The sequence below is a fragment of the Streptomyces sp. NPDC085900 genome, from assembly GCF_044540925.1.
GTDB classification, from domain to species: domain Bacteria; phylum Actinomycetota; class Actinomycetes; order Streptomycetales; family Streptomycetaceae; genus Streptomyces; species Streptomyces gilvifuscus.
The window spans coordinates 65,940-91,969 of sequence record NZ_JBITSP010000006.1; the positions used below are offsets into that span (position 1 = coordinate 65,940).

Annotated in this window: 25 protein-coding genes and 1 riboswitch; of the genes, 8 read left to right on the top strand and 17 right to left on the bottom strand. The window is 71.9% G+C overall.

Going from position 1 to position 26,030, the window contains the following annotated elements; translation table 11 throughout:
- Positions 1–421: 421 nt before the first annotated feature.
- Positions 422–2,281, top strand: coding sequence for an AAA family ATPase (locus tag ACIGDI_RS21810; RefSeq protein WP_200698269.1), 1,860 nt, complete (start codon positions 422–424; stop codon positions 2,279–2,281).
- A gap of 106 nt (positions 2,282–2,387) precedes the next feature.
- Here ACIGDI_RS21810 and ACIGDI_RS21815 read toward each other — a convergent pair whose 3' ends face one another.
- From ACIGDI_RS21815 to ACIGDI_RS21855, 9 genes are all read right to left on the bottom strand, one after another.
- Positions 2,388–3,461, bottom strand: coding sequence for a hemolysin family protein (locus tag ACIGDI_RS21815; RefSeq protein ID WP_384820307.1), 1,074 nt, complete (start codon positions 3,459–3,461; stop codon positions 2,388–2,390).
- Positions 3,458–4,783 (bottom strand): hemolysin family protein, encoded by a 1,326-nt coding sequence (locus tag ACIGDI_RS21820; RefSeq protein WP_200698267.1) that lies wholly within the window; start codon positions 4,781–4,783, stop codon positions 3,458–3,460. Before ACIGDI_RS21820 ends, ACIGDI_RS21815 begins: the two co-directional genes overlap by 4 nt.
- Positions 4,784–4,958: 175 nt before the next feature.
- On the bottom strand, positions 4,959–5,402 hold the full coding sequence (locus ACIGDI_RS21825) for a PH domain-containing protein (protein ID WP_200698266.1): 444 nt from the start codon (positions 5,400–5,402) through the stop codon (positions 4,959–4,961).
- A gap of 33 nt (positions 5,403–5,435) precedes the next feature.
- Complete coding sequence (hisG, locus tag ACIGDI_RS21830) at positions 5,436–6,284, bottom strand: ATP phosphoribosyltransferase (RefSeq protein WP_399899053.1); 849 nt, start codon at positions 6,282–6,284, stop codon at positions 5,436–5,438.
- Positions 6,285–6,331: 47 nt separating this feature from the next.
- Positions 6,332–6,604, bottom strand: coding sequence for a phosphoribosyl-ATP diphosphatase (locus ACIGDI_RS21835; protein WP_030946750.1), 273 nt, complete (start codon positions 6,602–6,604; stop codon positions 6,332–6,334).
- A gap of 34 nt (positions 6,605–6,638) precedes the next feature.
- Positions 6,639–7,124 carry a 6,7-dimethyl-8-ribityllumazine synthase gene (gene ribH, locus ACIGDI_RS21840; RefSeq protein WP_058926549.1) on the bottom strand — a complete coding sequence of 162 codons (486 nt, stop codon included), beginning with the start codon at positions 7,122–7,124 and terminating at the stop codon, positions 6,639–6,641.
- A gap of 24 nt (positions 7,125–7,148) precedes the next feature.
- Complete coding sequence (locus tag ACIGDI_RS21845; RefSeq protein WP_399899057.1) at positions 7,149–8,438, bottom strand: bifunctional 3,4-dihydroxy-2-butanone-4-phosphate synthase/GTP cyclohydrolase II; 1,290 nt, start codon at positions 8,436–8,438, stop codon at positions 7,149–7,151.
- On the bottom strand, positions 8,435–9,076 hold the full coding sequence (pnuC, locus tag ACIGDI_RS21850; RefSeq protein WP_399899060.1) for a nicotinamide riboside transporter PnuC: 642 nt from the start codon (positions 9,074–9,076) through the stop codon (positions 8,435–8,437). The genes ACIGDI_RS21845 and pnuC overlap by 4 nt, the downstream gene beginning before the upstream one ends.
- Positions 9,073–9,678 carry a riboflavin synthase gene (locus tag ACIGDI_RS21855; protein ID WP_399899063.1) on the bottom strand — a complete coding sequence of 202 codons (606 nt, stop codon included), beginning with the start codon at positions 9,676–9,678 and terminating at the stop codon, positions 9,073–9,075. The genes pnuC and ACIGDI_RS21855 overlap by 4 nt, the downstream gene beginning before the upstream one ends.
- Positions 9,679–9,822: 144 nt before the next feature.
- Positions 9,823–9,953: riboswitch (FMN riboswitch) on the bottom strand.
- Between the two features lie 230 nt (positions 9,954–10,183).
- Here ACIGDI_RS21855 and ACIGDI_RS21860 point away from each other — a divergent pair.
- Together ACIGDI_RS21860 and ACIGDI_RS21865 are read left to right on the top strand one after the other, a co-directional pair.
- Positions 10,184–11,071, top strand: a complete 888-nt coding sequence (locus tag ACIGDI_RS21860; RefSeq protein WP_399899066.1) for an RNA polymerase sigma-70 factor — start codon at positions 10,184–10,186, stop codon at positions 11,069–11,071.
- A gap of 89 nt (positions 11,072–11,160) precedes the next feature.
- On the top strand, positions 11,161–11,901 hold the full coding sequence (locus ACIGDI_RS21865) for an SDR family oxidoreductase (RefSeq protein WP_399899069.1): 741 nt from the start codon (positions 11,161–11,163) through the stop codon (positions 11,899–11,901).
- A 195-nt stretch (positions 11,902–12,096) separates the two neighbouring features.
- Here ACIGDI_RS21865 and ACIGDI_RS21870 read toward each other — a convergent pair whose 3' ends face one another.
- Positions 12,097–13,437, bottom strand: a complete 1,341-nt coding sequence (locus ACIGDI_RS21870) for an ROK family transcriptional regulator (RefSeq protein WP_399899072.1) — start codon at positions 13,435–13,437, stop codon at positions 12,097–12,099.
- 144 nt (positions 13,438–13,581) lie between these two features.
- Between ACIGDI_RS21870 and ACIGDI_RS21875 the strand changes: the two genes are divergently transcribed.
- Positions 13,582–14,799, top strand: a complete 1,218-nt coding sequence (locus ACIGDI_RS21875) for an MFS transporter (RefSeq protein WP_399899075.1) — start codon at positions 13,582–13,584, stop codon at positions 14,797–14,799.
- Here the strand turns inward: ACIGDI_RS21875 and ACIGDI_RS21880 are convergent.
- Positions 14,759–15,217: an acyl-CoA thioesterase gene (locus tag ACIGDI_RS21880; RefSeq protein WP_390627909.1), complete on the bottom strand. Its 459-nt coding sequence runs from the start codon at positions 15,215–15,217 to the stop codon at positions 14,759–14,761. The genes ACIGDI_RS21875 and ACIGDI_RS21880 overlap by 41 nt on opposite strands.
- An 88-nt stretch (positions 15,218–15,305) precedes the next feature.
- Positions 15,306–16,565 carry an alginate lyase family protein gene (locus tag ACIGDI_RS21885; RefSeq protein ID WP_399899078.1) on the bottom strand — a complete coding sequence of 420 codons (1,260 nt, stop codon included), beginning with the start codon at positions 16,563–16,565 and terminating at the stop codon, positions 15,306–15,308.
- Positions 16,566–16,704: 139 nt separating this feature from the next.
- On the opposite strand from ACIGDI_RS21885, the gene ACIGDI_RS21890 reads away from it, so the two are divergent.
- Complete coding sequence (locus tag ACIGDI_RS21890; protein WP_200705751.1) at positions 16,705–18,084, top strand: uracil-xanthine permease family protein; 1,380 nt, start codon at positions 16,705–16,707, stop codon at positions 18,082–18,084.
- Here the strand turns inward: ACIGDI_RS21890 and ACIGDI_RS21895 are convergent.
- Positions 18,063–19,193, bottom strand: a complete 1,131-nt coding sequence (locus ACIGDI_RS21895; RefSeq protein ID WP_399900010.1) for a glycoside hydrolase family 6 protein — start codon at positions 19,191–19,193, stop codon at positions 18,063–18,065. The two genes, ACIGDI_RS21890 and ACIGDI_RS21895, sit on opposite strands and share 22 nt — an antisense overlap.
- A 169-nt stretch (positions 19,194–19,362) precedes the next feature.
- On the opposite strand from ACIGDI_RS21895, the gene ACIGDI_RS21900 reads away from it, so the two are divergent.
- Together ACIGDI_RS21900 and ACIGDI_RS21905 are read left to right on the top strand one after the other, a co-directional pair.
- Positions 19,363–20,049 (top strand): DUF5995 family protein, encoded by a 687-nt coding sequence (locus tag ACIGDI_RS21900; protein WP_399899082.1) that lies wholly within the window; start codon positions 19,363–19,365, stop codon positions 20,047–20,049.
- Positions 20,050–20,083: 34 nt separating this feature from the next.
- Complete coding sequence (locus tag ACIGDI_RS21905; RefSeq protein ID WP_399899085.1) at positions 20,084–21,016, top strand: LLM class F420-dependent oxidoreductase; 933 nt, start codon at positions 20,084–20,086, stop codon at positions 21,014–21,016.
- A gap of 12 nt (positions 21,017–21,028) precedes the next feature.
- Here ACIGDI_RS21905 and ACIGDI_RS21910 read toward each other — a convergent pair whose 3' ends face one another.
- The 3 genes from ACIGDI_RS21910 to ACIGDI_RS21920 all read right to left on the bottom strand — a co-directional run bounded on the left by ACIGDI_RS21910 (position 21,029) and on the right by ACIGDI_RS21920 (position 24,900).
- Entirely contained in the window at positions 21,029–22,732 is a 1,704-nt protein-coding gene (locus ACIGDI_RS21910; protein ID WP_399899088.1) for a flavin monoamine oxidase family protein, read from the bottom strand.
- 50 nt (positions 22,733–22,782) lie between these two features.
- Complete coding sequence (locus ACIGDI_RS21915; RefSeq protein WP_399899091.1) at positions 22,783–23,571, bottom strand: carbon-nitrogen hydrolase family protein; 789 nt, start codon at positions 23,569–23,571, stop codon at positions 22,783–22,785.
- Positions 23,572–23,673: 102 nt separating this feature from the next.
- Positions 23,674–24,900 carry an MFS transporter gene (locus ACIGDI_RS21920; RefSeq protein ID WP_399899094.1) on the bottom strand — a complete coding sequence of 409 codons (1,227 nt, stop codon included), beginning with the start codon at positions 24,898–24,900 and terminating at the stop codon, positions 23,674–23,676.
- 221 nt (positions 24,901–25,121) lie between these two features.
- Here ACIGDI_RS21920 and ACIGDI_RS21925 point away from each other — a divergent pair, with 221 nt between their 5' ends.
- On the top strand, positions 25,122–25,583 hold the full coding sequence (locus tag ACIGDI_RS21925; RefSeq protein ID WP_399899097.1) for a hypothetical protein: 462 nt from the start codon (positions 25,122–25,124) through the stop codon (positions 25,581–25,583).
- Here the strand turns inward: ACIGDI_RS21925 and ACIGDI_RS21930 are convergent.
- Positions 25,572–26,024, bottom strand: a complete 453-nt coding sequence (locus ACIGDI_RS21930) for an Lrp/AsnC family transcriptional regulator (protein WP_142150397.1) — start codon at positions 26,022–26,024, stop codon at positions 25,572–25,574. The genes ACIGDI_RS21925 and ACIGDI_RS21930 overlap by 12 nt on opposite strands.
- Positions 26,025–26,030 lie beyond the last annotated feature (6 nt).

Genomic DNA, 26,030 nt, shown 5'->3' on the forward strand with positions numbered 1-26,030 from the left:
AAGATCGGCGCTTGTGAACTTCCCGGAGGGCCTCAACTCGGCTTGACCGAGGGGCCGTACAGGTCTTACGTTCTCAATGTGCGGTCAAGCGTGGCCGCCCACGCACGCGAAGCCCCCGGTTGTTCCCCCGTGATCGGGGGCTTCGTTCTGCCCTGACCCGCTCATCCGGACGCCGTGCGACGTGTTTTGCTCACCCTCGGTCACCGTCCGATCCGGGACTCATCCGCTCCCACCTCGTCAAACGTCCTGTACGGCACCCTTCGACGGGCGACACAGCGCAGGTACGATGCCCTCGGTGCGACCTGTGGACGACGGCTGCGCGCACCGCAACTCCGGTCCGCGGTACGGCGGTTCGATCAAGGAGGCCACCGGGTGACCGCCCGGCGGCCAACCGACGGGGGCACGGTTTGTGGGGGACGTGATGGACTTCGGCACGCAGGGCCCCGAGGCCCCGGCCGACCTCGCCTGGACGCGAGGTGTGGACGCCTACACGATGGGCGCCTATCCCCAGGCGGAGGAGGAGTTCCGGGCCGCGGTGCGGATGGATCCCGGGATGGCCGACGGCTGGCTCGGGCTGCACGCGCTGCGCGTCGACACGACGACCGCGCTGCTCAGGATGTTCCGCCACCGGGACCGCTTCGGGGAACAGCGCGCCCGGCACCGCCGGGCCCTCAACTCCTGGTACTGGCTGGGCTGGTGGGTGCAGCCGGTGCTGGAGAGCCCGCGCGACCTGCTGCTCGCGCACGCCTCGCACTGGCTGGACGGCCGCCATGTCCCGGAGCTGGACCGGGCGCTGGCCGGCCTGCCGCCCGTCGACACCGACCACCAGGTCCGCTTCCTGCACGCGTGCCGCGCCTATCTGGTCAAGGACTGGGAGCAGCTCGTCCGCCACACCGACCCGCTGATCGACGACCCGCTGCTGGGCATCGAGGCGGGCCTGTTCGGCGGGATGGCACGGGTCCGGCTGGAGATGTACGGCCAGGCCGAACCGCTGCTGGCGGCCGCCCTGATGCGCTGCCGCAGCGAACAGCCGCAGCGCAAGGAGCTGCGGTACTGGCTGGCCCGCGCCCATGAGGGGACGGGCCGCTCCGCCGCCGCGCTCCCCCTGTACCGGGCCGTGCACCGCGTCGACCCCGCCTTCATGGACACCTCGGCCCGGCTCGCCGCGATCGCCGAGGGCGACGGCTACGACGACTCCGCCGACCTCGCGGCGATCGCGCTCTCCGGCGCCCAGGACGTCCTGGAGGGCCCGGACGGGTTCGACCCGCTCTTCGGCACCGACGGCCGGGACCTCAGGTTCCCGGAACCGGACCTGCCGCCGGCCGGGGCGATGCCGTCCGCGATCGATCCGCTGGTGCGGGAGAAGACCATCCCGGGCTCGCCGCTGCCCGCCGGTCCCACCGACCCCGCCCTGCTCGAGGAGGCGCTCGCCGAACTCGAGCGCATGGTGGGCCTGGAACCCGTCAAGCGCCAGGTCAAGGCGCTGTCCGCGCAGTTGAACATGGCGCGGCTGCGGGCGGGCCAGGGGCTGCCGGTCCAGCCGCCCAAGCGGCACTTCGTCTTCTCCGGCCCCTCCGGCACCGGCAAGACCACGGTGGCCCGCATCCTGGGCCGCGTCTTCTACGCCCTCGGGCTGCTCGGCGGCGACCATCTGGTGGAGGCCCAGCGCGCCGACCTGGTGGGCGAGTACCTGGGCCAGACGGCGGTGAAGGCCAACGAGCTGATCGACTCCGCCATCGGCGGCGTGCTCTTCGTCGACGAGGCCTACTCGCTCTCCAACTCCGGCTACGGCAAGGGCGACGCGTACGGAGACGAGGCGCTCCAGGTCCTGCTGAAGCGGGCCGAGGACAACCGGGACCACCTCGTGGTGATCCTGGCCGGCTACCCGGAGGGGATGGACCGGCTGCTGGCGGCCAACCCGGGGCTGTCGTCCCGCTTCACCACCCGCGTCGACTTCCCGTCCTACCGCCCCCTCGAACTGACCTCCATCGGTGAGGTGCTGGCCGCCGAGAACGGGGACGTCTGGGACGAGGAGGCGCTGGACGAGCTGCGCTCGATCGCCGGGCACGTCGTCGACCAGGGGTGGATCGACGAGCTGGGCAACGGACGGTTCCTGCGGACCCTGTACGAGAAGAGCTGCGCCTACCGGGATCTGCGGCTGTCGACCTATCCCGGGATGCTGTCCAGGGACGACTTGTCGACACTGCGCCTGCCGGATCTGATGCAGGCCTACGGTGAGGTGCTGTCGGGACGGGGGCCGCAGGACCCTTCGGGGATGTGAGCCGCACGCCGACGAGCACGGGCGGTTCCGACGTGGCGCGAGCGCGGGTGCGTTGTGGCTTGTCGCGCAGTTCCCCGCGCCCCTTTCGGGGCGCGGGTGCTCCGCGTCAACCGGGCAGTGCCGCTTCCTTCGGCTCCGCCAGCCGCGGGGCGGGCGGCACCTCCCGGTGCGCCGGGTCCGTCACCTCGCCGACCAGCAGCTCCAGGACGTCCTCCAGCGCCACCAGGCCCAGCACCTTGCCGGACCCGTCGGCCACCTGCGCCAGGTGGGTCGCCGCGCGGCGCATGACCGTCAGGGCGTCGTCCAGGGGGAGGTCGGAGCGCAGGGTCGTCATCGGCCGCCACAGCTGCTGCGGCACCGCCCGCTCCGAGTCCTCCAGGTCGAGTACGTCCTTCACGTGCAGGTAGCCCATGAAGGCGCCGTTGTCCGCGGCGACCGGGAAACGGGAGTACCCGGTGCGGGCGGTCAGCTCGACGATCCGGCCCGGGGTGACCGAGGGCGGGACCGTCACCAGTGACTCGCGGCCCAGGAGCACGTCCGTCACCGGGCGGGAGCCCAGCTCCAGCGCGTCCTCCAGACGTTCCTGCTCCTCGGGGTCGAGGAGGCCGGCCTGGCCGGAGTCCTCCACCAGGCGGTTGAGCTGCTCGCTGGTGAAGACGGCCTCCACCTCGTCCTTCGGCTCGACCCGGAACAGCCGCAGGATGCCCTGGGCGCAGGCGCCGAGGGCGACGGTGATCGGCTTGCACAGGCGGGCGAAGTAGACCAGCCCGGGGCTGAGCCACAGGGCGGCCTTCTCGGGGGCCGCCATGGCCAGGTTCTTCGGGACCATCTCGCCGATGACGAGGTGGAAGAAGACCACCGCGGCGAGCGCGATGACATAGCCCAGCGGATGGATCATGCCCTCCGGCAGGTGGATCCACTCGAAGAGCGGTTCCAGCAGGTGGGCCACCGTCGGTTCGGCCACGGCGCCCAGGGTCAGCGAGCAGACCGTGATGCCGAACTGGGCCGCCGCCATCATCTGGGGCAGCCGCTCCAGGCCGTAGAGCACTTGGCGGGCCCGTGCCGTGCCGAGCGGTTCGATCTGGCTGCGGCGGACCGAGACCAGGGCGAACTCGGCGCCGACGAAGAAGCCGTTGGCGAGCACGAGCAGGGCGGCGAACAGGAGTTGGAGCACGCTCATCGGGCGACCTCCACGACCGGCCCGGTGCGCACCAGGCGGACCCGCTCGGCACGGTAGTGGCCCACGCGGCGCACGGTGAGCCGCCAGCCGGGCAGTTCGGCCCGGTCGCCGGCGGCCGGGATGCGGCCGAGCAGGTCGGCGACGAGCCCGGCGACGGTCTCGTACGGCCCCTCGGGCACGTCGAGGCCGATGCGCTGCAGGATGTCGACCCGGCAGCTGCCGTCGGCGTCCCAGGCCGGCTTGCCGTCCTCCGGCGGGGCGGCGGCGAGCTCGGGCACGTCCTGGCCGTCGTGCTCGTCGCGGACCTCGCCGACGATCTCCTCGACGATGTCCTCCAGCGTCACCACGCCCGCCGTGCCGCCGTACTCGTCGACGACGACGGCGATGGGCTGCTCGCTGCGCAGCTGGGCCAGCAGCGGCTGGACCGGCAGGGTCTCGGGGACCAGCAGGGCCGGGCGGGCGATGCGGACCACGGGGGTGCGCAGCCGGTCGTGCGCCGGGACCGCCAGCGCGTCCTTGAGGTGGACCATGCCGACGACCTCGTCGATCTTCTCCTTGTACACGGGGAAGCGGGACAGGCCAGTGGCGCGGGTCAGGTTGACCACGTCCTCGGCGGTCGCCGAGGACTGCAGCGCGCTGACCTTCACGCGCGGGGTCATGACGTGCTGCGCGGTCAGCTCACCGAGCGACAGCGTCCGTACGAAGAGGTCGGCGGTGTCCTGCTCCAGGGCGCCGGCCTGCGCCGAGTGCCGGGCCAGGGAGACGAGCTCGCCCGGGGTGCGGGCGGAGGCCAGTTCCTCGGCGGGCTCGACGCCCAGCGCCCGCACCAGCCGGTTGGCGACCGTGTTCAGCGCGGCGATGACCGGGCGGAACAGGCGGGCGAAGACGTGCTGCGGGCCGGCCACGAAACGGGCGACCTGCATGGGCTTGGACACCGCCCAGTTCTTGGGCACGAGTTCGCCGATCACCATCTGCACGGCCGAGGCCAGCAGCATGCCGACGACGACCGCGACGCCGGAGACCGCGCCCTCGGGGATGCCGAGGGCCGTGAACGGGCCGTGCAGCAGCCGGGCGAGCGCCGGTTCGGCGAGCATGCCGACGACGAGGGAGGTGATGGTGATGCCGAGCTGGGTGCCGGAGAGCTGGAAGGACAGTTCCTTCAGCGACTCGGCGACCCTGCGGGCGCGTTTGTCGCCCTCGGCGGCGGCCTTCTCGGCGTCCGTGGACTCCACGGTGACCAGACCGAACTCGGCGGCCACGAAGAAGCCGTTCGCGAGGATCAGCAGGAAGGCCGCTCCAAGGAGCAGCAGGGGGGTGGTCATGATGCCGCCGCCTCGTTATGTCGGGAGGGGGCGGCGCAGGTACTACAGGACGATCCGTCCATCGCTGGAGGGAGTCACTCCTCGGGTAGCAGGGGCAGCCGGTGTCCGCGGGAGCACCGGCGGCGGAGGCGCGACGAAAACGCCTCCGCCAACAGATTAATCAAGACAGGGGTCTCTAGGGCAGATCCCTCGGCGAGCGGGCCTCGGCGAGCGCGCGCAGAGTGCGCGCGTCGGCGATGGCCCGTTCCTTGGCGATGCCGGGCTGGATGCCGAGCGCCGGCATGCTGGTGCCGTCGCTGAGGTCGAGGAACACCCAGGGGTCGCCGGGGCGCAGGTTGACGTGCAGGATCTCGGGCCAGTCCAGGTGCCGCCTGGTGGCGATGTTGACCACGGTGACGCCGGTCTCGTCGGCGACCACCTTCACCCGGGCGAGCATGGCCAGTACGCCGGCCATCAGGGCGCCGGTGACGATGAAGCTGAGCCGCTCCCCCGGGCCGAGGCCCTCCAGCAGCAGCGCGACCGCGGTGATGACCACGAAGATCGCGACGCCGGCGGTGAGCAGGACCACGCGGGTGCGGCCCGGCCGGAACGTGACGGGAAGGGTGGGCAGGTCGGACATCTCTCTACGGTTCTCCGGGGCTTCCTGCGGCCGTCAGAGACGGCAGGCGTGGATGGCCGTGGTCAGGATGGCCCGAGCGCCGATGTCGTACAGGTCGTCCATGATCCGCTGGGCCTCCTTGGCCGGGACCATCGCGCGGACGGCGACCCAGCCCTCGTTGTGCAGCGGCGAGACGGTCGGGGACTCCAGGCCGGGGGTGAGGGCGACGGCCTTCTCCAGCTGCTCGACCCGGCAGTCGTAGTCCATCATCACGTACGTCCGGGCCACCAGGACGCCCTGGAGCCGGCGCAGGAACTGCTGCACCTTGGGCTCCTCGCCGTCCGCGCCGGTGCGGCGGATGACGACGGCTTCGGACTTCATGATCGGCTCGCCGAAGACCTCCAGGCCGGCGTTGCGCAGCGAGGTGCCGGTCTCGACGACGTCGGCGATGACCTCGGCGACGCCGAGCTCGATGGCGGTCTCCACGGCGCCGTCCAGGTGGACGACGGAGGCCTCGACGCCGTTCTCGGCCAGGTGGCCCGCGACGATGCCCTCGTAGGAGGTGGCGACCGTCTTGCCCTTGAGGTCCGCCAGGCCCGACGCGGCGCCCGGCTTGGAGGCGAAGCGGAAGGTGGAGCGGGCGAAGCCCAGCGGCAGGATCTCCTCGGCATCGGCGCCGGAGTCGACCAGCAGGTCGCGGCCGGTGATGCCGATGTCGAGCTGTCCCGAGGAGACGTAGATCGCGATGTCGCGGGGGCGGAGGTAGAAGAACTCGACGTCGTTCGACGGGTCGACGGTGCGCAGTTCCTTGGACTCGCGGCGCTGCCGGTAGCCGGCCTCATGCAGCATCTCCGCCGCAGGGCCTGACAGGGAACCCTTGTTGGGGACGGCGATGCGCAGCATGAGGTCGGCTTCCTTCGCGTTCGTTTCGTGTGGGAACGGGGTGTGACTTACAGGTGGGCGTAGACGTCGTCGAGGGAGATCCCGCGGGCGACCATCATCACCTGGACGTGGTAGAGCAGCTGCGAGATCTCCTCGGCGGCCGCCTCCTTGCCCTCGTACTCGGCGGCCATCCAGACCTCGGCGGCCTCTTCGACGACCTTCTTGCCGATGGCATGGACGCCCTTGCCGACCAGTTCAGCGGTGCGGGAAGTGGCGGGATCGCCGTGGGCGGCCTTGTGCTGGAGCTCGGTGAAGAGCTCCTCGAACGTCTTATTGGACATGGTGAGCGTCAGACTACGCCAAAGGGACGTTGGCTCAGTGCCACGGTTCAGATACTGAGCGGAGGGTGGCCGCGGTCGCCACCGCCGCCGTCACCGCCTCGTGCCCCTTGTCCTCGTTGGAGCCCTCCAGGCCGGCCCGGTCCAGAGCCTGCTCCTCGTTGTCACAGGTCAGCAGGCCGAAGCCGACCGGGACGCCGGTGTCGACGGAGACCTGGGTGAGGCCCTGGGTGACGCCCTGGCACACGTAGTCGAAGTGCGGGGTGCCGCCGCGGATGACGACACCGAGGGCGACGATCGCGTCGTAGCCGCGGCCCGCGAGGACCTTGGCGACCACCGGCAGCTCCCAGCTGCCGGGGACCCTCAGGAGGGTCGGCTCGTCGATGCCGAGGTCGTGCAGGGCGCGCAGGGCGCCGTCCACCAGGCCGTCCATCACCTTCTCGTGCCACTGCGCCGCGATGACGGCGACCCGCAGGTCTCCGACGTTGCGTACGGACAGCTCCGGTGCGCCCTTGCCGCTCACGTTCTTTGTCTCCTCGGGGTGCTGTTACTGGTTGTTGCAGGTGGACGCCGGGACGGTGTCCAGCCAGGGCAGGTCGTGTCCCATCCGGTCCCGCTTGGTGCGCAGGTAGCGGAGGTTGTGCTCGCCCGCCTGTACGGGCATCGGCTCGCGCCCGGTGACCTTGAGGCCGTGGCGGACGAGCGCGTCGGTCTTGTCGGGGTTGTTCGTCATCAGGCGAACGCTGCGGACGCCGAGGTCCTCCAGGATCTGGGCGCCGGCGCCGTAGTCCCGGGCGTCGGCGGGCAGGCCGAGTTCCAGGTTGGCGTCGAGGGTGTCGCGGCCGCGCTCCTGGAGTTCGTAGGCGCGCAGCTTGGACAGCAGGCCGATGCCGCGCCCCTCGTGGCCGCGCAGGTAGACGACCACTCCCCGGCCCTCTTCCTGGATGCGGTCCAGGGAGGCGTTCAGCTGGGGGCCGCAGTCGCAGCGCAGGGAGGCGAAGATGTCGCCGGTCAGGCACTCGGAGTGGACGCGGACCAGGACGTCCTCGCCGTCGCCGATCTCGCCGTGGACGAGGGCGACGTGCTCGACGCCGTCGACGGTGGAGCGGTAGCCGTAGGCCGTGAACTCGCCGTGGGCGGTGGGCAGCCGGGTCTCGGCCTCGCGCCGGACGGTGGGCTCGGAGCTGCGGCGGTAGGCGATCAGGTCCTCGATGGAGATGATCGTCAGGCCGTGCTTGCGGGCGAACGGGATCAGTTCGGGCAGGCGCAGCATGCGGCCGTCCTCGCCGGCGATCTCGACGATCGCGCCGGCCGGGCGCAGGCCCGCGAGCCGGGCGAGGTCGACGGCGGCCTCGGTGTGGCCGTTGCGGGTCAGGACGCCGCCGGGCCTGGCGCGCAGCGGGAAGATGTGTCCGGGGCGGACGAAGTCGCCCGGTTCGGCGTCGCCGCTCGCCAGGAGCCGCAGCGTGGTCGCCCGGTCGGCGGCGGAGATGCCGGTGGTCACGCCGTGGGCGCCGGAGGCGTCGACGGAGACGGTGAAGGCGGTCTTCATCGACTCCGTGTTGTCGCCGACCATCTGCGGCAGGTCCAGCCGGTCGAGTTCCTCGCCCTCCATGGGGGCGCAGATCAGGCCGCGGCACTCGCTCATCATGAAGGCGACGATCTCGGGCGTGACCTTCTCGGCGGCGATGACGAGGTCGCCCTCGTTCTCGCGGTCCTCGTCGTCGACGACCACGATGGGGCGACCGGCCGCGATGTCGGCGACGGCCTGCTCGATCGGGTCGAGGGACCAGTCCTCGATGCCGTCCGCGCTGTACAGGATCGGTGCCGTGCTCATGCCGGCGCTCCTTCCAGGACGGGCTGCGGCGTCCTGCGGGAGCGCAGCCACCAGTCGCGCATGCCCCACAGGACGAGTGCGCCGTAGATGACGTAGACGAAGCCGGAGAAGGCGTAGCCGTTGGCGAAGTTGAGGGGGACGCCGACGACGTCGACGAGGAGCCAGGCGATCCAGAACTCGACCATGCCGCGCGCCTGGGCGTACATGGCGACGACGGTGCCGACGAAGATGTAGGCGTCCGGCCAAGGGTCCCAGGACAGGGACGGGTAGGCCTTGAAGAGCAGGGCGACGGCGACCGTGCCGGCCGCGGCGGCGGCGATCATCGCGCCGCGCTCCCGCCAGGTGGCGAACCGCGGGTTGATGTGGCCGTCCGCGGACCGGTCCTTGTCGCGGTTCCACTGCCACCAGCCGTAGAGCGCGACCACCATGACGACGACCTGCTTGCCGGCGCTGCCCGCGAGATGGCCGTAGAAGGCGATGAACAGGACGAGGCCGGAGAGGAACTGCACGGGCCAGGTCAGCAGGGAGCGGCGCCAGCCGAGGGCGAGGGTGATCAGGCCGAGGATGTTGCCGATCATGTCCGACCAGATGATGTGCTGGCCGAACATGACGAACGCCTGGGAGTTCAGCCAGTTCACTTGGCCGCCCCCTGACCGCTCGCGAGCAGGCGCTCGACGTACTTGGCGACGACGTCGACCTCGAGGTTGACCGGGTCGCCGGGCTGCTTGATGCCCAGGGTGGTCAGGGCGAGGGTGGTCGGGATGAGGCTGATCGTGAAGTAGTCGGGGCCGGCGTCGACGACGGTGAGGCTGATGCCGTCGACGGTGATGGAGCCCTTCTCGACGACGTAGCGCGAAAGGTCAGCCGGGAGCGAGATCTTGACGATCTCCCAGTTCTCGGAGGGCTTGCGCTCCAGGATCTCGCCCGTGCCGTCGACATGGCCCTGCACGATGTGGCCGCCGAGGCGCGCGCCGACGGCCGTGGGGCGTTCGAGGTTGACGCGGGAGCCGGCGGCGATGGCGCCGAGGCTGGAGCGGCTGAGGGTCTCCGCCATGACGTCGGCGGTGAACTCGTCGTCCTCGTGGTCCACGACGGTGAGGCAGACGCCGTTGACGGCGATGGAGTCCCCGTGCTTCGCGCCCTCGGTGACTACGGGGCCGCGCACTCGGAAGCGACAGGCGTCGCCGAGGTTCTCGACCGCGGTGATCTCGCCCAGCTCTTCGACGATTCCGGTGAACACTTCCCGGGTCCTCCTGCCTCATTCGGGCACGGACTCCGGGGCTGTCGAAGACGACAGAGTACGAGCGAGGACACCGGGGGCGACGCCGGACAGACTCATCCACTTGGATGAGCGCATACGGCGGCGCGCACGAATGCCCGCCCGCCGCGCACTGCCTCCCATCCGGACTTTAACCGTCGGTCCAGGAATTTCACCTGGTCAACCGGCCGCTGGAAGCGACCGGGTCGCGGACTGTAACCGCCGGTTCGGAATTTCACCGACCCCGGAGTGCGCTGCTTCTGGTACAGAGCCAGTGTGCCACGCCTGATCGACGTCCATACGGGTGATGGATGTGGGTTGGCTCACAGCGAACGTCGCTGGACTTCTCAACTCCCGTCCCGCTGTTGGACCCTATGGTCTAGTCCTTTTTGGATCTCGCAGACCGGTCCGGCGGCGGTGACGACGGCCCTTGCCCGCCGCCGGGCCTCCCCACGGCGTGGTCGGCGCGCTCTGGCAGGGTGGTGCCATGAGCAGCGCGACCGCCGAGGAGTTCGAGCTCCACCGCCCCCGTCTGTTCGGGCTGGCCTACCGCATGCTGGGCTCCGCCGAGGAGGCCGAGGACACGGTCCAGGACGCGTATCTCCGCTTCAGCGGCGCCGATCGCGCGGGCATCGAGCATCCCGCGGCCTGGCTGGCCAAGGTCGTCACCAACCTCTGCCTCAACCGGCTGACGTCGGCGCGAGCACGGCGCGAGCGGTACGTCGGGCCCTGGCTGCCGGAGCCCGTGGTCACCTCGGACGGCACCCTCGGACCGCTGGAGTCGGCCGAGCAGCGCGAGGCCGTGTCCATGGCGATGCTGGTCCTGCTGGAGCGGCTCACACCGACCGAGCGGGCGGTGTACGTGCTGCGGGAGGCCTTCGGGTACGGCCACCGGGAGATCGCCGGGGTGCTGGAGGTGACCGAGGCCAACTGCCGTCAGCTGTACCGGCGTGCGGTGCGCCGGGTGGGCGAGGACCGGGCGCGGTTCGAGCCGGCGCCCGAGCGGCAGGCGGAGCTCGTCGCCTCGTTCCTCAACGCGGCCCGGGACGGTGATCTCGCCGGGCTGGAGAAGCTGCTGACGGCGGACGTGACCTGGTCGAGCGACGGCGGCGGCAAGGTCAGCGCGGCCCGCCGGCCGGTCGAGGGGCGCGAGAAGGTCGCGCGGCTCGCGGTGGGCGGCGCCGAGCGGTTCGCTGCGGGGCTGCGGTACACGCCGGCCGAGGTCAACGGCGAGTACGGGCTGGCCGCGTGGGCGGGCGACGTGCTGGCCGGCGTGGTCGCGTTCGAGGTGCGGGACGGTCTGATCGCGCATCTGCGGGTCGTGGTGAACCCGGACAAGCTGGACTTCGTACGGCGTCAGCTCGCGCGGCCGTAGGGGCGTGTCACATTTCGCCGGGGCCGCGCGGTCTGAGCTGACGTGGGGTGTTCCACCAGGGAGCGCCCGCGTTCGAAGGGACTGACGGCATGACGACGATCCTGGTGACCGGCGGGACGGGCACCCTCGGCCGACTCGTCACCGAGCGGCTGCGCGCGGACGGCCACGAGGTGCGCGTGCTGAGCCGGCGCACCCCTCCGTACGCCGTCGACCTGCGCGAGGGCGGTGCCGGACTGGACGCGGCGGTCGACGGAGTGGACACGATCGTGCACTGCGCCTCCACGCAGACCGGCGGGGACGAGAAGGCGGCGGCGAACCTGATCGCGGCGGCGCGGCGGGCGGGCGTGCGCCATCTGGTCTACATCTCGATCGTCGGCGTCGACCGGGTGCCGTTCCCGTACTACCGGACCAAGCTCGCCGTGGAGAAGGCGGTGGAGGAGTCGGGGCTCGGCTGGACGGTGCTGCGGGCGACCCAGTTCCACGACCTTCCCGTGATGCTGTTCCGGACGCTGGCCAGGCTGCCGGTCCTGCTGCTGCCCGCGATGGTGGCGGACCAGCCGATCGAGGTGGCCGAAGTGGCCGACCGGCTCGCCGAGTTGGCGCAGGGCGAGCCCGCCGGGCGGGTCGAGGACATGGGCGGCCCGCAGATCCGCACCCTGGAGTCGCTGGCCCGCTCCTACCTCAAGGCGACGGGGCGCAAGCGGGCCGTGCTCAGCGTGCCGCTGTTCGGCAAGGCGTACCGGGCCTTCCGCGAGGGCGGCCACCTGACCTCGGAACACGCCGTCGGGAAGGGGACGTTCGAGGAGTACCTGGCACGGCATCGGGGATGAAGCGCTCGCGCGAGCACCGAACACGGTGGGCCGACGCGAACAGGTCATCCCGGGCGCCGAAGGCAGAGGCACCTCGGGTCACCGTCAGCCGGCGCGAGCAGCTCGTCCCGGGCGCCGACGGCTAAAGCGCCCCGGATCACCGGCCAACCGGCGCGAACAGGTCGCCCTGGGCGCCCACGGCTAAGACGCCCCGGATCACCGGTCCGCAGGCGCGAACAGGTCGTCCTGGGCCCGGTCCCGGGCGGTGAGCAGGGCGCCGCGCAGGACGGCGCCGCCGCCGAGGGTGCTCGGTCGGACCTCGGTGACCAGGGGTGACATCCGCCGGACCCGCTCCTCCACGCGGGCGGCGAGCTCCTCGCCGCCCGCTTGTCCCACCTCACCGCCCAGCACGACGCACCCCGGGTCGAGGATCGCCACGACGGAGGCCACCCCCACGGCGAGCCGGTCGGCGAGTTCGTCGAGAAAAGGGCCCGCGCCGCCGAGTCCGGACCCGGCGGCCTCCGCCGGATCCGGGGCCGCCTGCCGCGCTTCCGGGAGCGGACTCTCGGCCGGCGTACCGGCTCCCGAGGCCGGCCCGGTCACCGGCGCCGTTCTCCCCGCCGCCTGCTCGGCCGCCGATCTGACCAGCGCCGCGGCCGGTGGTTCCTCTCCCGTCGGCGTCGCGCTCAGCCCGTGCCGGCGGGCCAGTTCCGTGATGGCCGCCGATCCGGCCAGGGAGTGGAAGCCACCGTCGCAGTCCGTCGCCGAGGGCAGTCCGGTGGTGCCGGGGACCGGCAGGAAACCGATCTCCCCGGTGCCGCCGGAGGCTCCCCGGCGCAGCGCGCCGTCCAGCACGACCGCCGCGCCCGTGCCGTAGCTCAGCCAGAGCAGGACGAACGTGTCGCGGTCGCGGGCCGTGCCGTCGCGCTGTTCGGCGAGGGCCGCGAGGTTGGCCTCGTTGTCGATGTTCACGTGGGCCTCGGGGAACCGCTCCTGGAGCGCGGCGACCAGGCGCCGGTGCCAGGCGGGCAGCCCCGAGGAGTCACGGAGTTCGCCGGTGGCCGGGTCGATCAGGCCGGGCGCGCCGATGCCCACGGTGTGCAGGCTCCCCCAGGCCCGCACGTCCGCCCGCGGGGGCACCCCGCTCGCCTCGGCCTCCTTCGCGACGCGCTCGACCAGCGACACCGCCTGCTCGACCACCGGGCCGGTGCCCGTCTCCCCGCCGATCGGCACCGACGCCTCGGCCAGCACCCGCCCCACCAGGTCGGCGACGACCACCGAGACACTCTCGGTGCGCACGTCCAGCGCGGCCAGCCGGGCACGGTCGGCCAGGATCCCGTACAGCTTCGCGTTGGGTCCGCGCCGCTGCTCCCCGGCCTCGCCGACCACCGTGATGAGACCGGCGTCGGACAACCGCTCCACGAGGTCGGCGACCGTCGGCCGGGACAGTCCGGTCAGCTGCTTCAACTGCCCCGCCGTCAACGGGCCCTCCTGCTGCAGCAGACGCAGGGCGAGCCGGTCGTTGATGGCCCGGGCGGTGCTGGGGGATGCGGGCATGCCGGGGATCCTTCCAGATCGGCGGGGCCGCGAGGGCGGACCTCCGGGCCCCGCTCGGCCATTAATCCTCTATCTATCAGGAAGGGACCCTGATAGTTTACGCGGCGCGACCGAGGTCCGGAAGGAACGGGAGGGGACGGGAGAATGAGCGACGACGTGGCCGAAGACCTGCGTGAGGTGAGGCGCGCCCGGTACGCCGTGGCCGCCGTGTTCGCCGTGCACGGCGCCGTCACCGGCACGTTCGCGACCCGGGTGCCGTGGATCCAGGAGCACGCGCACCTCAGCGCGGGCCAGCTGGGCTTCGCACTGGCCTTCACCGCGCTCGGCGCCTCCTGCTCGATGCCGCTGGCCGGCCGGATCAGCCACCATTTCGGCAGCCGTACGGCCCTGCGTGGACTGATCGCCCTGTGGACGCTGTCGCTCGTGCTGCCGTCCGTGGCGCCGAACATGCTCATCCTGTGCCTGGCGATGTTCACCTACGGCGCGAGCGCGGGCATGGCGGACGTGGCCATGAACGCGCTGGGTGTGGAGATCGAGCACCGGCTGAACAAGTCGATCATGTCCGGGCTGCACGGCATGTGGAGCGCGGGCGCCCTGATCGGCTCGGCGGGCGGCACGCTCGCCGCGCACCTGGGGGCCGACGCGCGGGTGCACTTCGCGCTGGCGTCGGCGACCCTCACCGTCCTCGGCCTGCTGGCCTGTTCCTGGGTGCTCGACCTGCAGCCCGCCGAGGACGAGGAGCCGCCGCCGCGGTTCGCGCTGCCGCCGAGGTCCGCGCTGCTGATCGGCGCGGTCGGGTTCTGCGCGGTGTTCGCGGAGGGCGCCAGCCTCGACTGGTCGGCGGTCTTCCTGCGCGACCAGCTGGAGACCTCGGCCGGCCTGGCGGCCGCCTGCACGACCGGGTTCATGCTGACCATGGCGGCGGCACGGCTGGTGGGCGACGCGGTGGTCAACCGGCTCGGCGCGGTCCGCACGGTCCGGGCGGGCGGGGCGTTCGCCGTGCTCGGTGGAGTGCTGATCGTCCTGGCGGGTCATCCGGCGGTGGCGATGACGGGCTTCGCGCTGCTGGGTCTCGGCATCGCCGTCGTCGTGCCGTTGTGCTTCGCGGCGGCCGGGCACAGCGGGCCGAACCCGAGCCAGGCCATCGCGGGCGTCGCCACCATCACCTACACCTCGGGCCTGATCGCGCCCAGCCTGATCGGCGGGGTGGCCCAGGCGACGAGTCTGGTGGTGTCGTTCGTGCTGGTGACCGTCCTGGCCTGCGGGCTCGCCGCCTTCGCGGGCGTCCTGCGCACGGGCGAGCGCGGCATCCGTACCGAGGTCAGTCCGCAGGCCGCAGCAGTGCCCGACCCGCGGCCCTGAAGCCCTCGCTCCACGGCGTGGGGCGCATCGTGGCCGCGTCCAGCCGGACCAGGACCCGGGTGCCCCGCGCGTAGGTCTCGGTCCCGTCGGCCGAGCAGAACCGGAAGCCGTACGTCAGGCCGGTGTTGCCGAGCCGTTCCAGCCACAGGTGGACGGCGTACTCGCCCGGCCGGGTCACCGGCGCCTCGTAGCCGATGGTCAGCTCCTTGACCGCGTTGCAGGCGTCTCCGGCCGCTGCCCAGTCGCCGTCGAAGTGGATCCCGTGTTCCTGCCACAGCTCGGTCCAGGCCTGCTCGACCTTCAGCGGGTAGCGGGCGTTGTGCAGCAGCCCGAGCGCGTCCAGGTCGTCGAAGTGGACGGTGACGGGGATCAGCCGGCCGTACGACAGGGCGGGGGCGATCGGGGCTTCGGCGGTCACGGGTGGGACTCCTGAACGTCAAGGGTGAAGCGGTGGGGTCGCTCCATCCTAAGCGGACGCTCAGGAGTCCCGGTCGGGAAGGGCCTGGTCAGCCGACGATCGAGTCCAGCTGCTCGGCCGCCGGGCGCAGCGCCCAGAGGTCGCCGCCGGGCGGGGCCTCCAGCTTCCCGACGGCCTCGCGGGCCGCCTCGTCGCCCGCATCGGCCGCCGCGTGCACGACGTCGCTCGCGGCGTACCGGTGGAACTCCAGCTCCGGATGCGGCCAGGCCGCCGCCCCGGTCGCGGCGGGCAGCAGATAGTCCACGGCCCCGAACAGGCCCTGCCCTTGCGGACCTCGATAGGCCCACAGGTTCACGCCCACGTGCCGGCCGATCGCCGCGAGCCGTGTGTAGGCGACCAGGTCGAAAGTGGAGTAGTGCCAGCTCCTGGTCCGCGCGAGCTCCTGCGGCTGGCTGCCGTCGGCGGCGATCTGCGGGTCGATGCGCCTGGTGCGGGCGTCCAGGACCGTCCGCCGGGCCAGCGCCCGGTCGCCGGTGGCGAAGGCGAGGGCGGCGAGCTGCATGTCGTAGAAGGTGCCGTGGTTGTTGCCGGCCGCGCCCTCCTGCTTGCCGAAGTCGCTGTTCTCCAGCCAGTCGCGGAAGTCGGAGTTCCACTCGCGCATCGCGGCGCGGTCCTGGGCGCTCCAGCCGGGTGCTCCGGTGGCCAGGAGGGCTTGGGCGTCCAGGACGCTCGTGTACGACTGGGAGAAGTCGATGACGCCGATGGCCCGGCCGTCGTACCTGCACGGGATGAACTGGGCGTGGTCCAGGTTCGGGTTCATCCGGGTGGCCGGGTCGAGGAACCAGGTGCGCAGGATCCGGGCGGCCTTCTCGGCGTAGGCCTTCCGGCCCGTGTAGTACCAGGCCAGCGAGAGGTCGTACGTCGAGTCGAAGACCTTCTCGACGTCCTGGCGGTCGGTGCCGGAGTCGACCTCGGGATTGCGCTGTCCGTCCTTCTGGACGTAGGGGCAGCCCCAGGGGTTGTCGGCGGTGGGTGTGGTGGTGGGCCACCAGTAGGGGGCCTGGCTGAGGTAGTCGTGGGGGTCGCCGCCGGGGGCGGGCCGGGGCTTGTCGACGACCGTCCAGGGGCCCTGGTGCAGCCAGTTGTCGGCGCGGGCCGTCAACGCCGCCAGTTCCCGGCGGAGTCGGGGATCGCCGCGGTCGAGAAGGGCTTTCGTCCGCTGCAGTCGGGCGCCGTCGAGGACAACGGTGGCGGGTGCCTTGGGGCTCGCGTGCGCGGAGGGGGCCAGGGCGGCCGCGATGGTCGCCACCGTCGCGAGCAGCACGGCCGCGCGGGATCTTCCACTCATCCGGACTCCGATCCATCAAGAGGAGCGGTCAGAAATGTGAACGCAGTTCACGAGTAGGACCGTGCGAGCGTAGAACCCCGAGGTACCCGTGACAATGGTCCGGACAAGACTTCAGGTACGAAGAAAGCGAACCCTCACCATGGATCTCGGCGTGCGCTGGAAACTGCACGGAGACGGGCGGTCGCCCGCGCCCGGAGCGGTGGTACGCCCCGACGAACGGCTCTCCTGGCCCCGCACGGTCGGCCTCGGCGCCCAGCACGTGGTGGCCATGTTCGGCGCGTCCTTCGTGGCGCCGGTACTGATGGGCCTGGACCCCAACCTGGCGATCATGATGTCGGGCGTCGCGACCGTGATCTTCCTGCTGGCCACGCGCGGCCGGGTGCCGAGCTACCTGGGCTGCTCGCTGTCGTTCGTCGGCGTCGCGGCCGTGATCCGCGCGCAGGGCGGCACGAGCGCCACCGTCACCGGCGCGGTCCTCGTCGTCGGCTTCGCGCTGTTCCTCGTCGGTCTCGCCGTGCAGCGCTTCGGCGCGCGGATCATCCACGCCGCGATGCCGCCGATCGTCACCGGAGCGGTGGTGATGCTGATCGGCTTCAACCTCGCGCCCGTCACGGCCTCCACCTACTGGCCGCAGGACCAGTGGACGGCCCTGCTGGTCATGATCTTCACCGCTCTGGCCGTCGTCGGCCTGCGCGGCTTCTGGTCACGGATCGCGATCTTCCTGGGACTGGTCTTCGGGTACGGCATCTCCTGGGCCTTCGACCGGATCTTCGGCCGCATCCACTCGGCCGACGCGAGCGGCAAGGTCACCGACCACTGGCGCCTGGACCTCTCCGGCGTCGGCAAGGCGGACTGGATCGGCCTGCCGTCCTTCCACGGGCCGACCTTCCAGTGGTCGGCGATCCTGGTCGCGCTCCCCGTCGTCATCGCCCTGGTCGCCGAGAACGCCGGCCACGTCAAGGCGGTCGGCGAGATGACCGGTGACCCGCTCGACGACAAGCTCGGCACGGCGATCTCGGCCGACGGCGTCGGCTCCATGCTGTCCACCGCGCTCGGCGGCCCGCCCAACACCACGTACTCCGAGAACATCGGCGTGATGGCCGCGACCCGCGTCTACTCCACCGCCGCCTACTGGGCCGCCGCCGGCTTCGCCCTCCTTTTCGGCCTGTGCCCGAAGTTCGGCGCGGTCGTCGCCGCGATCCCGGGCGGCGTCCTCGGCGGCATCACCGTCATCCTGTACGGCATGATCGGCCTGCTCGGCGCGCAGATCTGGACCAACGCCCGGGTGGACCTGCGCAATCCGCTCAACCTGGTGCCGGCCGCCGCGGGCGTCATCATCGGTGTCGGCGACGTCACCATGAAGTTCTCCGACCACTTCTCCCTCAGCGGCATCGCGCTGGGCACGGTGGTCGTCATCACCGGCTACCACGGGCTGCGGGCCCTGGCCCCCGCCCACCTCAAGCAGCAGGAGCCGCTCCTCGACGAGGGCACGTCCTCCTACGACGAGGCCAAGGCGTAGGCGTACGACGGGCTGAACGTCCCCGGCGCCCCCTTGCAACCGTCCGACTCCCCCGGCAGCTTCACCCACAGGTAGGCGTCGATCCGGGCCTGCCCCGTGCTCAGCGTCGGCGCCCGCCCGATCCTGCGGCCCGCCGGGTCGCACCACGCGCCGTCGGCCGGGGCGCCGTTGCCGTTGCGGCTGGTGTCGATGACGGCGCCGAGACTCGCGGGGCCGCCGAGGGCGTCGAGGACCCGGCGGTCGTAGGCGATCTCGTCGGCCGTCGTGCGGAAGTTGGACACGTTGCTGAAGATGCCGTCGGAGGAGGCGGCCGAGGCGGCGCCCGCCTGCCGGAGCAGGGCCGCCTGCTCGCCGGCCGGGTGCCAGCCGGAGTGACCGGCGTCGTAGTAGACCCGGGCCTTCGGGTCGGCGGCCTTCAGCACGCGGCCGGCGCGGGCCAGCGAAGCGAGACGCGCGGCCCTCCGGCCGGCGGAGAGGCAGCCGGCCTGGGCGACGGAGTCGGGCTCCAGGACGACGACGACCTCGCCGGAGCCGAGCCCCGCGGCGAACGCGTCGATCCAGCGGTCGTAGGCGTCGAGGTCCGGCGCCCCGCCCTCGGAGGCCCCGCCGCAGTCGCGGTCCGGGATCGCGTACGCCACGAGCACCGGCACCCGGTCCTGCGCGGCGGCGCCCGAGGTGACCGCGCGGACCCGGGAGGCGATGGTCGACAGTGAGGGGTCGGTGAGCCACACCGCGGCGGGCCGGTCGGCGATCCGGGACGCGATGACCGGCGTGCGCGGGTCGGCCGGGTGGGCGCGGACCCAGTCGAGGACGTGGGAGTCGGGATGGCGGTAGAGAAGGGCGGAGACGGTCGAGGACCGCTGCGTGGGCGCGGAGGCGGCCGCGCTCCTCGACAGCCATGGCGAGGATGAGCGCGAGGGCGAAGTCGGGCTCGGCGAAAGGGACTTCGTGACCGTGAGCGACGGCCGAGGCGCCGCGGTCTGCCGGTCCGGGTGCGGCGAACCGGTCGCCGCCGGCTTCGCCGCGTCGGCGTCGCGGCCCCCGTCGAGCGCGGAGATCGCGCCGGTGACGGTGGCGACGGCGACCACCGCCGAGGCCGCCGCGACCATGGCGGTGCGCCGGGCGCGTCCGCGCCGGGCCCGGCGTGCGGCCAGACGCTGCGCGCGTAAGCCTGACACGGCCTCGCTCCCCCTCCCCCACGGCGGAGCGTTCCCCCGTTTCGGGGAAGCCTCGGGCCCGCCGCCACTGCGGTCAGCGTAGGACTGGGACCCTTCCCCCATGCCGCAACTGCACCAGTTCGACCCGACCGTGGACGCGGTGGTCTCGCGTCTGCGCGCCCTCGACGCGGCCCTCCCCGAGCGGGACGGGATCGCGGTGTTCAACCGCGTCTACCTCGCCGTCACCGAGGCCGTCGACCGCCGGATCGACGCCGGCCGTTTCCCGGACGCCCGGGCCGCGATCACCCTGGACGTGCGGTTCGCGGAGCGCTTTCTCGCGGCCGTCGACACGGTGGCGGACGGCCGGCGTCCGCCCGCATGCTGGCGGCCCCTGTTCCAGTTCCGCCGGCATCCGGGCGTACGTCCGCTGCAGTTCGCGCTGGCGGGCATCAACGCGCACATCGGGCACGACCTGGCGCTCGCCGTGGTGGACAGCTGTCGTAGCCTGCGCTGCGAACCGGCCGATCTGGAGGACGAGTTCGACCGTGTGGGCGACCTCCTCGTCTCGCTGGAGGAGCGCATCCGCGAAGAGCTGATGCCGGGCCCCGACCTCCTCCAGATCGCCGACCCGCTCACCCATCTGCTCGGCTCGTGGAGCCTGGAGCGGGCGCGGGAGGCCACCTGGACGGCCGCGCGGGCCCTGTGGGCGCTGCGCCGACTGCCGGACGTGGCCGAGGAGTTCACCGAACGGCTGGATACGGCCGTCGGCTTCGCGAGCCGCATGTTGCTGACGCCGCTCCCGGATTAAGTTGACGGTTGTACCGACCCAAAGGAGCGTACGCATGGCCATCAGGCTGGGACTGAGCCTTCCCCAAGCGCGGCAGTACGACATCGGACGGGACGTGCCCGACGTGGCCCGCACCGCCGAACAAATCGGTTACGAGAGCCTGTGGGTCTACGAGCGGGCCCTGTTCCCCGAGCCCGCGACCCAGGGCCTGTACGGCATCGAGGGGCTGGCCTGGCCCGACATGTACCGCGGTGTTCCCGATCCCCTGGTGACGCTGACCCTGGCGGCCGCGTCGACCGAGCGGGCCCGGCTCGGCACGAGCATCCTGGTGGCGCCGCTGCACAACCCCTTCCAACTGGCCAAATCCCTCGCGACGCTGGACGCGGCGAGCGGTGGCCGGGTGGTGGCGGGCCTCGGCACGGGCTGGTCGCTCGACGAGTACGCCGCGGCCGGCGTGGCGCCGTTCGAGGAGCGGGGCCGGGTCCTGGACGAGATCATCGACGTCTGCCGGGCGGTGTGGGGCCCGGACCCGGTGACGTACGAGGGCAGGATCACGAAGATCGCCTCGGCCGTGGTGGCGCCCAAGCCCGCCCGACCGATCCCGATCCTGCTGCCCACCAACAGCAAGAAGGCCATGACCCGGCTCGTCGACCGCGCCGACGGCTGGATGCCCATCGCCATGGGTGTCGAGCAACTGGCCACGCAGTGGCGGCAGTTGCAGGATCTGGCGGCCGAGCGCGGCCGCACCGACCCGATCGAGACGGTGGTGCGGATCAACGCCCGGCACTCCCCCAAGGCCTACGACGGCACGGACCGCTCCCCCTTCCAGGGCAGCACCGCGCAGATCGTCGAGGACCTCGCGGCCCACGTCGCCGGCACCGGCCTCGACGCGTTCTTCTTCGAACTCCAGGGCAGTGCCCGGGACGCCGAGGAACTCAAGGACGTGGCCGCCGAGATCCACGAGTCCGTGCGCGCGGCCGGGATCTAGCGCGAACGGGCCCTAGTCCTCGGGCAGTTCGACCGGCGCGATCTCGTCGTACAGGTCGCCCGGGCCCGGGTTGGACGGGTCGGTCGAGCCGCCGAGGTGGTGCATGACGCCCCAGACCGCGTTCAGCGCGGTCTGGATGGCTCCCTCGGCCCAGCCGGCCGTCCAGGAGATGTCGTCGCCGGCGAGGAAGATGCCCCGCTTGTCCTCGGGCAGCCGGTCCTGCATGAAGTGGGTGAACAGGCGCCGCTGGTAGCGGTAGTGGCCGGGCAGGTTGGCCTTGAACGCGCCCATGAAGTACGGCTCGTTCTCCCAGGAGACGGTCACCGGGTTACCGATGATGTGCTTCCTGATGTCGACCTTGGGATAGATCTCGCCGAGCGACTTCAGCATGACCTCCATCCGCTCGTTCGCGGACAGCGGCAGCCACTTCAGGCTGTCGTCGCACCAGGTGTAGGAGAGGCAGATGACGGCCGGCTTGTCCGGGCCGTCGTCGAGCAGGTAGGTACCGCGCGTCATACGGTCGGTGAGGGTCATCGACATGACGTCCCGGCCGGTCTCCTCGTCCTTGTCCAGCCAGAACGGCCGGTCGACGGGCACGAAGAGCTTGCTGGACTCCATGTAGTGGGTGCGCTCGATGGCGGTCCAGTGGTCGATCGGGAAGAGCGAGTCGTCGCAGGCGATCTTCGACAGCAGCATCCAGGACTGGGCGGTGAAGACGGCCGCCTTGTAGGTGCGGATGTCGCCGCGCGCGTCGGTGACGGTGATCCGGTTGCCGGCCGCCCGGTGCAGGCGGGTCACGGCCGGGCGGGGCTCGCCGTTCTCGTGCAGCGTCGCCAGCGAGGTGCCCTGCGCCCAGTGGACGATCTTCCCGGGCGCGCGCTCCCACAGCCTGAGCGGCAGCTGCTGGGAGCCGCCGACGATCCCGCGGTGGTGGTCGTCGGCCTCGGTGTAGACGACCCGCAGGATCTCCAGGATGGAGTTGGGGAAGTCGGTGTCCCAGCCGCCGGTGCCGAAGCCGACCTGGCCGAAGATCTCGCGGTGCCGGAAGGACTTGAAGGCCTCGGAGTCGCAGAGGAAGCCGTAGAAGGTCTGGTTGTCGAGCTTCTCGACGAGCCTGCCCCAGATCTCGCGGATGCGCGGCACGTCCCGCTCGCGCAGGGCGCGGTTCATGTCGGAGAAGTCGGCGCCCTCTTCGAGGCACTTGTTCCAGGCGTCGGCCACATCGCGGTAGACCTGCGGCAGGTCGTCGATGGTCTCGGCGTAGTGCGACTCGCCCTTGAGGTCGACGACGGTCGAAGGGGTCGTCTCGGCAAGGGGGTTGGGGAAGGGCCGGGTCTCCAGGTCGACCAGGTCGATGTAGTGCTGGAGGGCGGTCGAGGAGGGCGGGAAGCGCATCGCGCCCATCTCGGCGGTCAGGCCCTCGGTGCTGGGGCCGTCGAAGCCGACGGTGCGCAGCCGCCCGCCGATCTGGTCGGCCTCGTACACGACCGGCTTCAGACCCATCTTCATCAGCTCGTACGCGGCCACGATGCCGGACAGGCCGCCGCCGACGACCGCGATCTCGGTGCCGTGCTCGGTCGCCGGTATCTGGCCGAGGCCCGCCGGGTGGGCGAGGAAGTCGTCGTAGGCGTAGGGGAAGTCCGGGCCGAACATGGTGATCGGCGGCAGCTGCTGCTCGTCCGCATGCTCGACGGCGTTGGGCACGGTGGACGTCATGGGGTACGGACTCCTTGCGAGAACTGCTGGGTGAGGGCTGGAGGGGGTGTTCAGACGAGCGACCGGTACAGACCGGGGCGACGGTCCTTCAGGTACGGGTTCGCCTCGCGGGAGGCGGCGAGGAAGGCGGGGTCGACGTCGGCGACCACCAGCTCCTCGCCGCGGCCGGCGCGGGTGCGGGCGATGCCGTCGGGGCCCGCGAGGGCGGACAGCCCGAAGAACTCGAACTCGCCCTCCGGGCCGACCCGGTTGACGTAGGCGACGTACATCTGGTTCTCCCAGGCACGCACCGGGACCATCGACTCGGCGACGAACTGGAACGGGTGCATGTTCGCCGTGGGCACGACGAGCAGGTCGGTGCCGGCCAGGGCATGGGCGCGGGCGTTCTCGGGGAACTCGACGTCGTAGCAGATCATCAGGCCTACGGTGAGGTCGCCCAGCCGGGCCTGGACGAGCGACTGCTCGCCCGGGGTGAAGTGCTCGCGCTCGGCGGGGCCGAAGAGGTGGGTCTTGCGGTAGTTCGCGAGGCGGACGCCCTCCGCGGAGATCAGCTGCGCGGAGTTGAAGACCGTCTCGCCGTCGCGCTCGGGGTATCCGTAGGCGATCGCGAGCCCGTGCCGCCCGGCGATGTCGGCGACCGCGTCCGCGGAGTCCCCGTCGGCGGGCTCGGCGAGCCGGGCGATGTCGTCGCCGATCGCGTACCCGGTCAGGAACATCTCCGGCGCGGCCAGCAGCGCGGCCCCGGCGGCGGCGGCACGGCTCGCGGCCGCGTCGAGGACCTTGAGGTTCTCGGCGACGGATCCGGGGCGTCCGGAGCTCTGCAGCAGGGCGGTGCGCATGCGTGGTCCTCGACGGGTACGGAGAGGTTGGAGGGTCATCTAGAAGGTACGGTCGCCGGGCTGCGACCAGCAAGAAGGACCCGTTGCGCGCCGGTGAGCGGTTCATTGCGTACGGCACCCCTGACGCGGCGATTCGTTGCGCGCCCCGGCGCGGGCGCGGATCGCCAGCGCCAGAGCGGTCAGCAGATACGGCAGCGCGAACAGGACGAAGGCCGTGCCGTGGCCGGATCTCGTCGCGATCGCCGCGTATCCGGCGTACACGGCGACCGTGACCAGTTCTGTGCCCAGGCCGGCGACCGAGGTGAGGGTGGCGCGGCCGGTGTCGTCGATGCGCTGCTGGAGGCGGACGTCGGCGAGGACGGTCGCCAGCTGGAAGCCCCCGAAGGCGACGGCCACCAGCCCGAGGGCGAGCGGTGTACGGACCGCCGCGCCCACGGCGAGGGCGACGGCGGCCACCCCGAGGAGCCACGCCAGTCCGCCGGTCCCCAGGCGTTCGAAGCGGCCGGCGAGCAGGCTGCCGGCCGTGGCGCCCGCCCAGATCAGCAGGAGCAGGTAGGGGACCCGGGCGTCCGGCACCCCGGTCTCGCGCACCAGCAGCGGCGTGTACTCGTCCAGCGCCCCCCACACGGCGGTCACGGCCGGTACGAGCAGGATCGCCCCGCGCACCGCGGGCTTGCGCCGTGCCTCCGCGAGTCCCGCCCAGAGGGTCGCGGCCTCGCTCCCGTCGTCGTGCGCGGCCGCGGGCCGCTGCTCGGGGAACGCGCAGGCCGTCACCGCGGACGCCAGACAGACCAGGACGCTCGCCGCGCCGACGGCCGGGTAGCCGCCCCACGCGAGGACGGGCCCGGCGAGTCCCATCGCGGCCATGACCGCGACCAGGCCCACCGCCCGGGACCTGCCCATGAGACGGGCGTACCGGTCGGCCGCGCCCAGCCGCTCCAGTTCCTCGTACACCAGCGCTTCCAGCGCCCCGGAGACGAACGCTCCCCGCGCCCCCCAGAGCACGAAGCCCACGGCGAAGGCCCAGTACGACGGGACGATCACCCACAGCGCGAAGCCGACGGCGGTCAGCAGCGGGCCGAGCCACAGCAGCGTCCGCCGCGAGACGGCGTCGGCCCAGGCACCGGAGGGCACCTCCAGCACGACGCCGGTGACCGACCACAGCACGAACAGGGAGGAGATCTGCCAGACGGACAGCCCGGTGTCGCTGAACAGCAGCGTGTACACCGGGTAGAGCAGCACGAACTCGTCGAGGAACGAGTAGCCGTACAGGGTGGCCGTCAGCCGGCGGACACCGGTCGCCGGCGGACGGGTTGATGAGAGTGTCATGTGGCCTTCCCGGAAGGGCGGTTCGGACGTCGTGGGTACGGCGTCCGAGGCGGCCCTCGGGAGGCTCGGCTGGTGGATCAATGTCGCCAGGTCATGAGACCGATGCTAGAGAGTTCCGGGCCCGACGCCCAGCGAGAATGCGGAGCGGACCCGGCGTGAGGGCTCTTCCTGGAAGGGATCAGCCCGTAGGGTCGCACCACCAGCCCGTTACGGAGGTTGCGGTGAACATCGCGGTGCTGCCCCGGATCGACGAGCACGAGACGGTGGTCGGGGCCGAGGGCGGTGCCGTCTGGCACGCGCTCGGCGAGACCCTGGAGCGGTCCTTCGGGCGACCGCGCTCGGCCCGTTACGCCCGTCTCGTCGGCGTCGCCGACCGGACGGTGTCCGGGCCGCGGCCCCTTTCCCGGGGTTCGGCCTTCCCCGGGTTCCGGGTGGCCGACGCGGTTCCGGAACGGGAGCTGGTGCTCGTCGGCCGGCATCACTTCTCGACGTACGCCCTGGTCTTCCGGATGGAGACGGCCGGGATCGGGCGGACCCGGCTGCGGGCGGAGACCCGGGCCCGGTTCCCCGGGCCGGGCGGTGCCCTCTACCGGCTGCTGGTCATCGGCACGGGTGCGCACGCGCTGCTCACCGGGCGTCTGCTGGCGACGGTCCGGCGCCGTGCCGAGGGGTCAGGTCGGTGAGCCCGACGAGAAGCGGCGCAGCAGCGGGGAGAGCACCAGCACGGACTTGGTCCGCTCCACGAAGGGCTCGCCGGCGATCCGCTCCAGGACGCGTTCGAAGTGCCGCATGTCGGAGGCGAAGACCTGGACGATCGCGTCCGCGTCGCCGGTGACGGTCGACGCGGCCACGACCTCCTGGTAGCGCTCCAGTCCGCGCCGGATGGTCTCCGGCGAGGTGTTGTGCCGGCAGTAGATCTCGACGAACCCCTCGGTCTCCCAGCCGAGGGCCGAGGGGTCGACGCGGACGGTGAAACCGGTGATGGCCCCGGTGGCGCGCAGCCGGTCCACGCGGCGCTTCACGGCGGGCGCGGACAGGCCGACCAGTTGCCCGATGTCCGCGTAGGAGCGGCGGGCGTCCTCGGCGAGGGCGTGCACGATGCGTTCGTCGAGATCGTTCAGCACGGTGGG

Coding starts and splice junctions, on each gene's coding strand:
- ACIGDI_RS21810 (WP_200698269.1), top strand. CDS start 422: ATGGACTTCGGCACGCAGGGCCCCGAGGCCCCGGCCGACCTCGCCTGG.
- ACIGDI_RS21815 (WP_384820307.1), bottom strand. CDS start 3,461: ATGAGCGTGCTCCAACTCCTGTTCGCCGCCCTGCTCGTGCTCGCCAAC.
- ACIGDI_RS21820 (WP_200698267.1), bottom strand. CDS start 4,783: ATGACCACCCCCCTGCTGCTCCTTGGAGCGGCCTTCCTGCTGATCCTC.
- ACIGDI_RS21825 (WP_200698266.1), bottom strand. CDS start 5,402: ATGTCCGACCTGCCCACCCTTCCCGTCACGTTCCGGCCGGGCCGCACC.
- hisG (WP_399899053.1), bottom strand. CDS start 6,284: ATGCTGCGCATCGCCGTCCCCAACAAGGGTTCCCTGTCAGGCCCTGCG.
- ACIGDI_RS21835 (WP_030946750.1), bottom strand. CDS start 6,604: ATGTCCAATAAGACGTTCGAGGAGCTCTTCACCGAGCTCCAGCACAAG.
- ACIGDI_RS21845 (WP_399899057.1), bottom strand. CDS start 8,438: ATGAGCACGGCACCGATCCTGTACAGCGCGGACGGCATCGAGGACTGG.
- ACIGDI_RS21860 (WP_399899066.1), top strand. CDS start 10,184: ATGAGCAGCGCGACCGCCGAGGAGTTCGAGCTCCACCGCCCCCGTCTG.
- ACIGDI_RS21865 (WP_399899069.1), top strand. CDS start 11,161: ATGACGACGATCCTGGTGACCGGCGGGACGGGCACCCTCGGCCGACTC.
- ACIGDI_RS21870 (WP_399899072.1), bottom strand. CDS start 13,437: ATGCCCGCATCCCCCAGCACCGCCCGGGCCATCAACGACCGGCTCGCC.
- ACIGDI_RS21875 (WP_399899075.1), top strand. CDS start 13,582: ATGAGCGACGACGTGGCCGAAGACCTGCGTGAGGTGAGGCGCGCCCGG.
- ACIGDI_RS21885 (WP_399899078.1), bottom strand. CDS start 16,565: ATGAGTGGAAGATCCCGCGCGGCCGTGCTGCTCGCGACGGTGGCGACC.
- ACIGDI_RS21890 (WP_200705751.1), top strand. CDS start 16,705: ATGGATCTCGGCGTGCGCTGGAAACTGCACGGAGACGGGCGGTCGCCC.
- ACIGDI_RS21895 (WP_399900010.1), bottom strand. CDS start 19,193: ATGGTCGCGGCGGCCTCGGCGGTGGTCGCCGTCGCCACCGTCACCGGC.
- ACIGDI_RS21900 (WP_399899082.1), top strand. CDS start 19,363: ATGCCGCAACTGCACCAGTTCGACCCGACCGTGGACGCGGTGGTCTCG.
- ACIGDI_RS21905 (WP_399899085.1), top strand. CDS start 20,084: ATGGCCATCAGGCTGGGACTGAGCCTTCCCCAAGCGCGGCAGTACGAC.
- ACIGDI_RS21910 (WP_399899088.1), bottom strand. CDS start 22,732: ATGACGTCCACCGTGCCCAACGCCGTCGAGCATGCGGACGAGCAGCAG.
- ACIGDI_RS21915 (WP_399899091.1), bottom strand. CDS start 23,571: ATGCGCACCGCCCTGCTGCAGAGCTCCGGACGCCCCGGATCCGTCGCC.
- ACIGDI_RS21920 (WP_399899094.1), bottom strand. CDS start 24,900: ATGACACTCTCATCAACCCGTCCGCCGGCGACCGGTGTCCGCCGGCTG.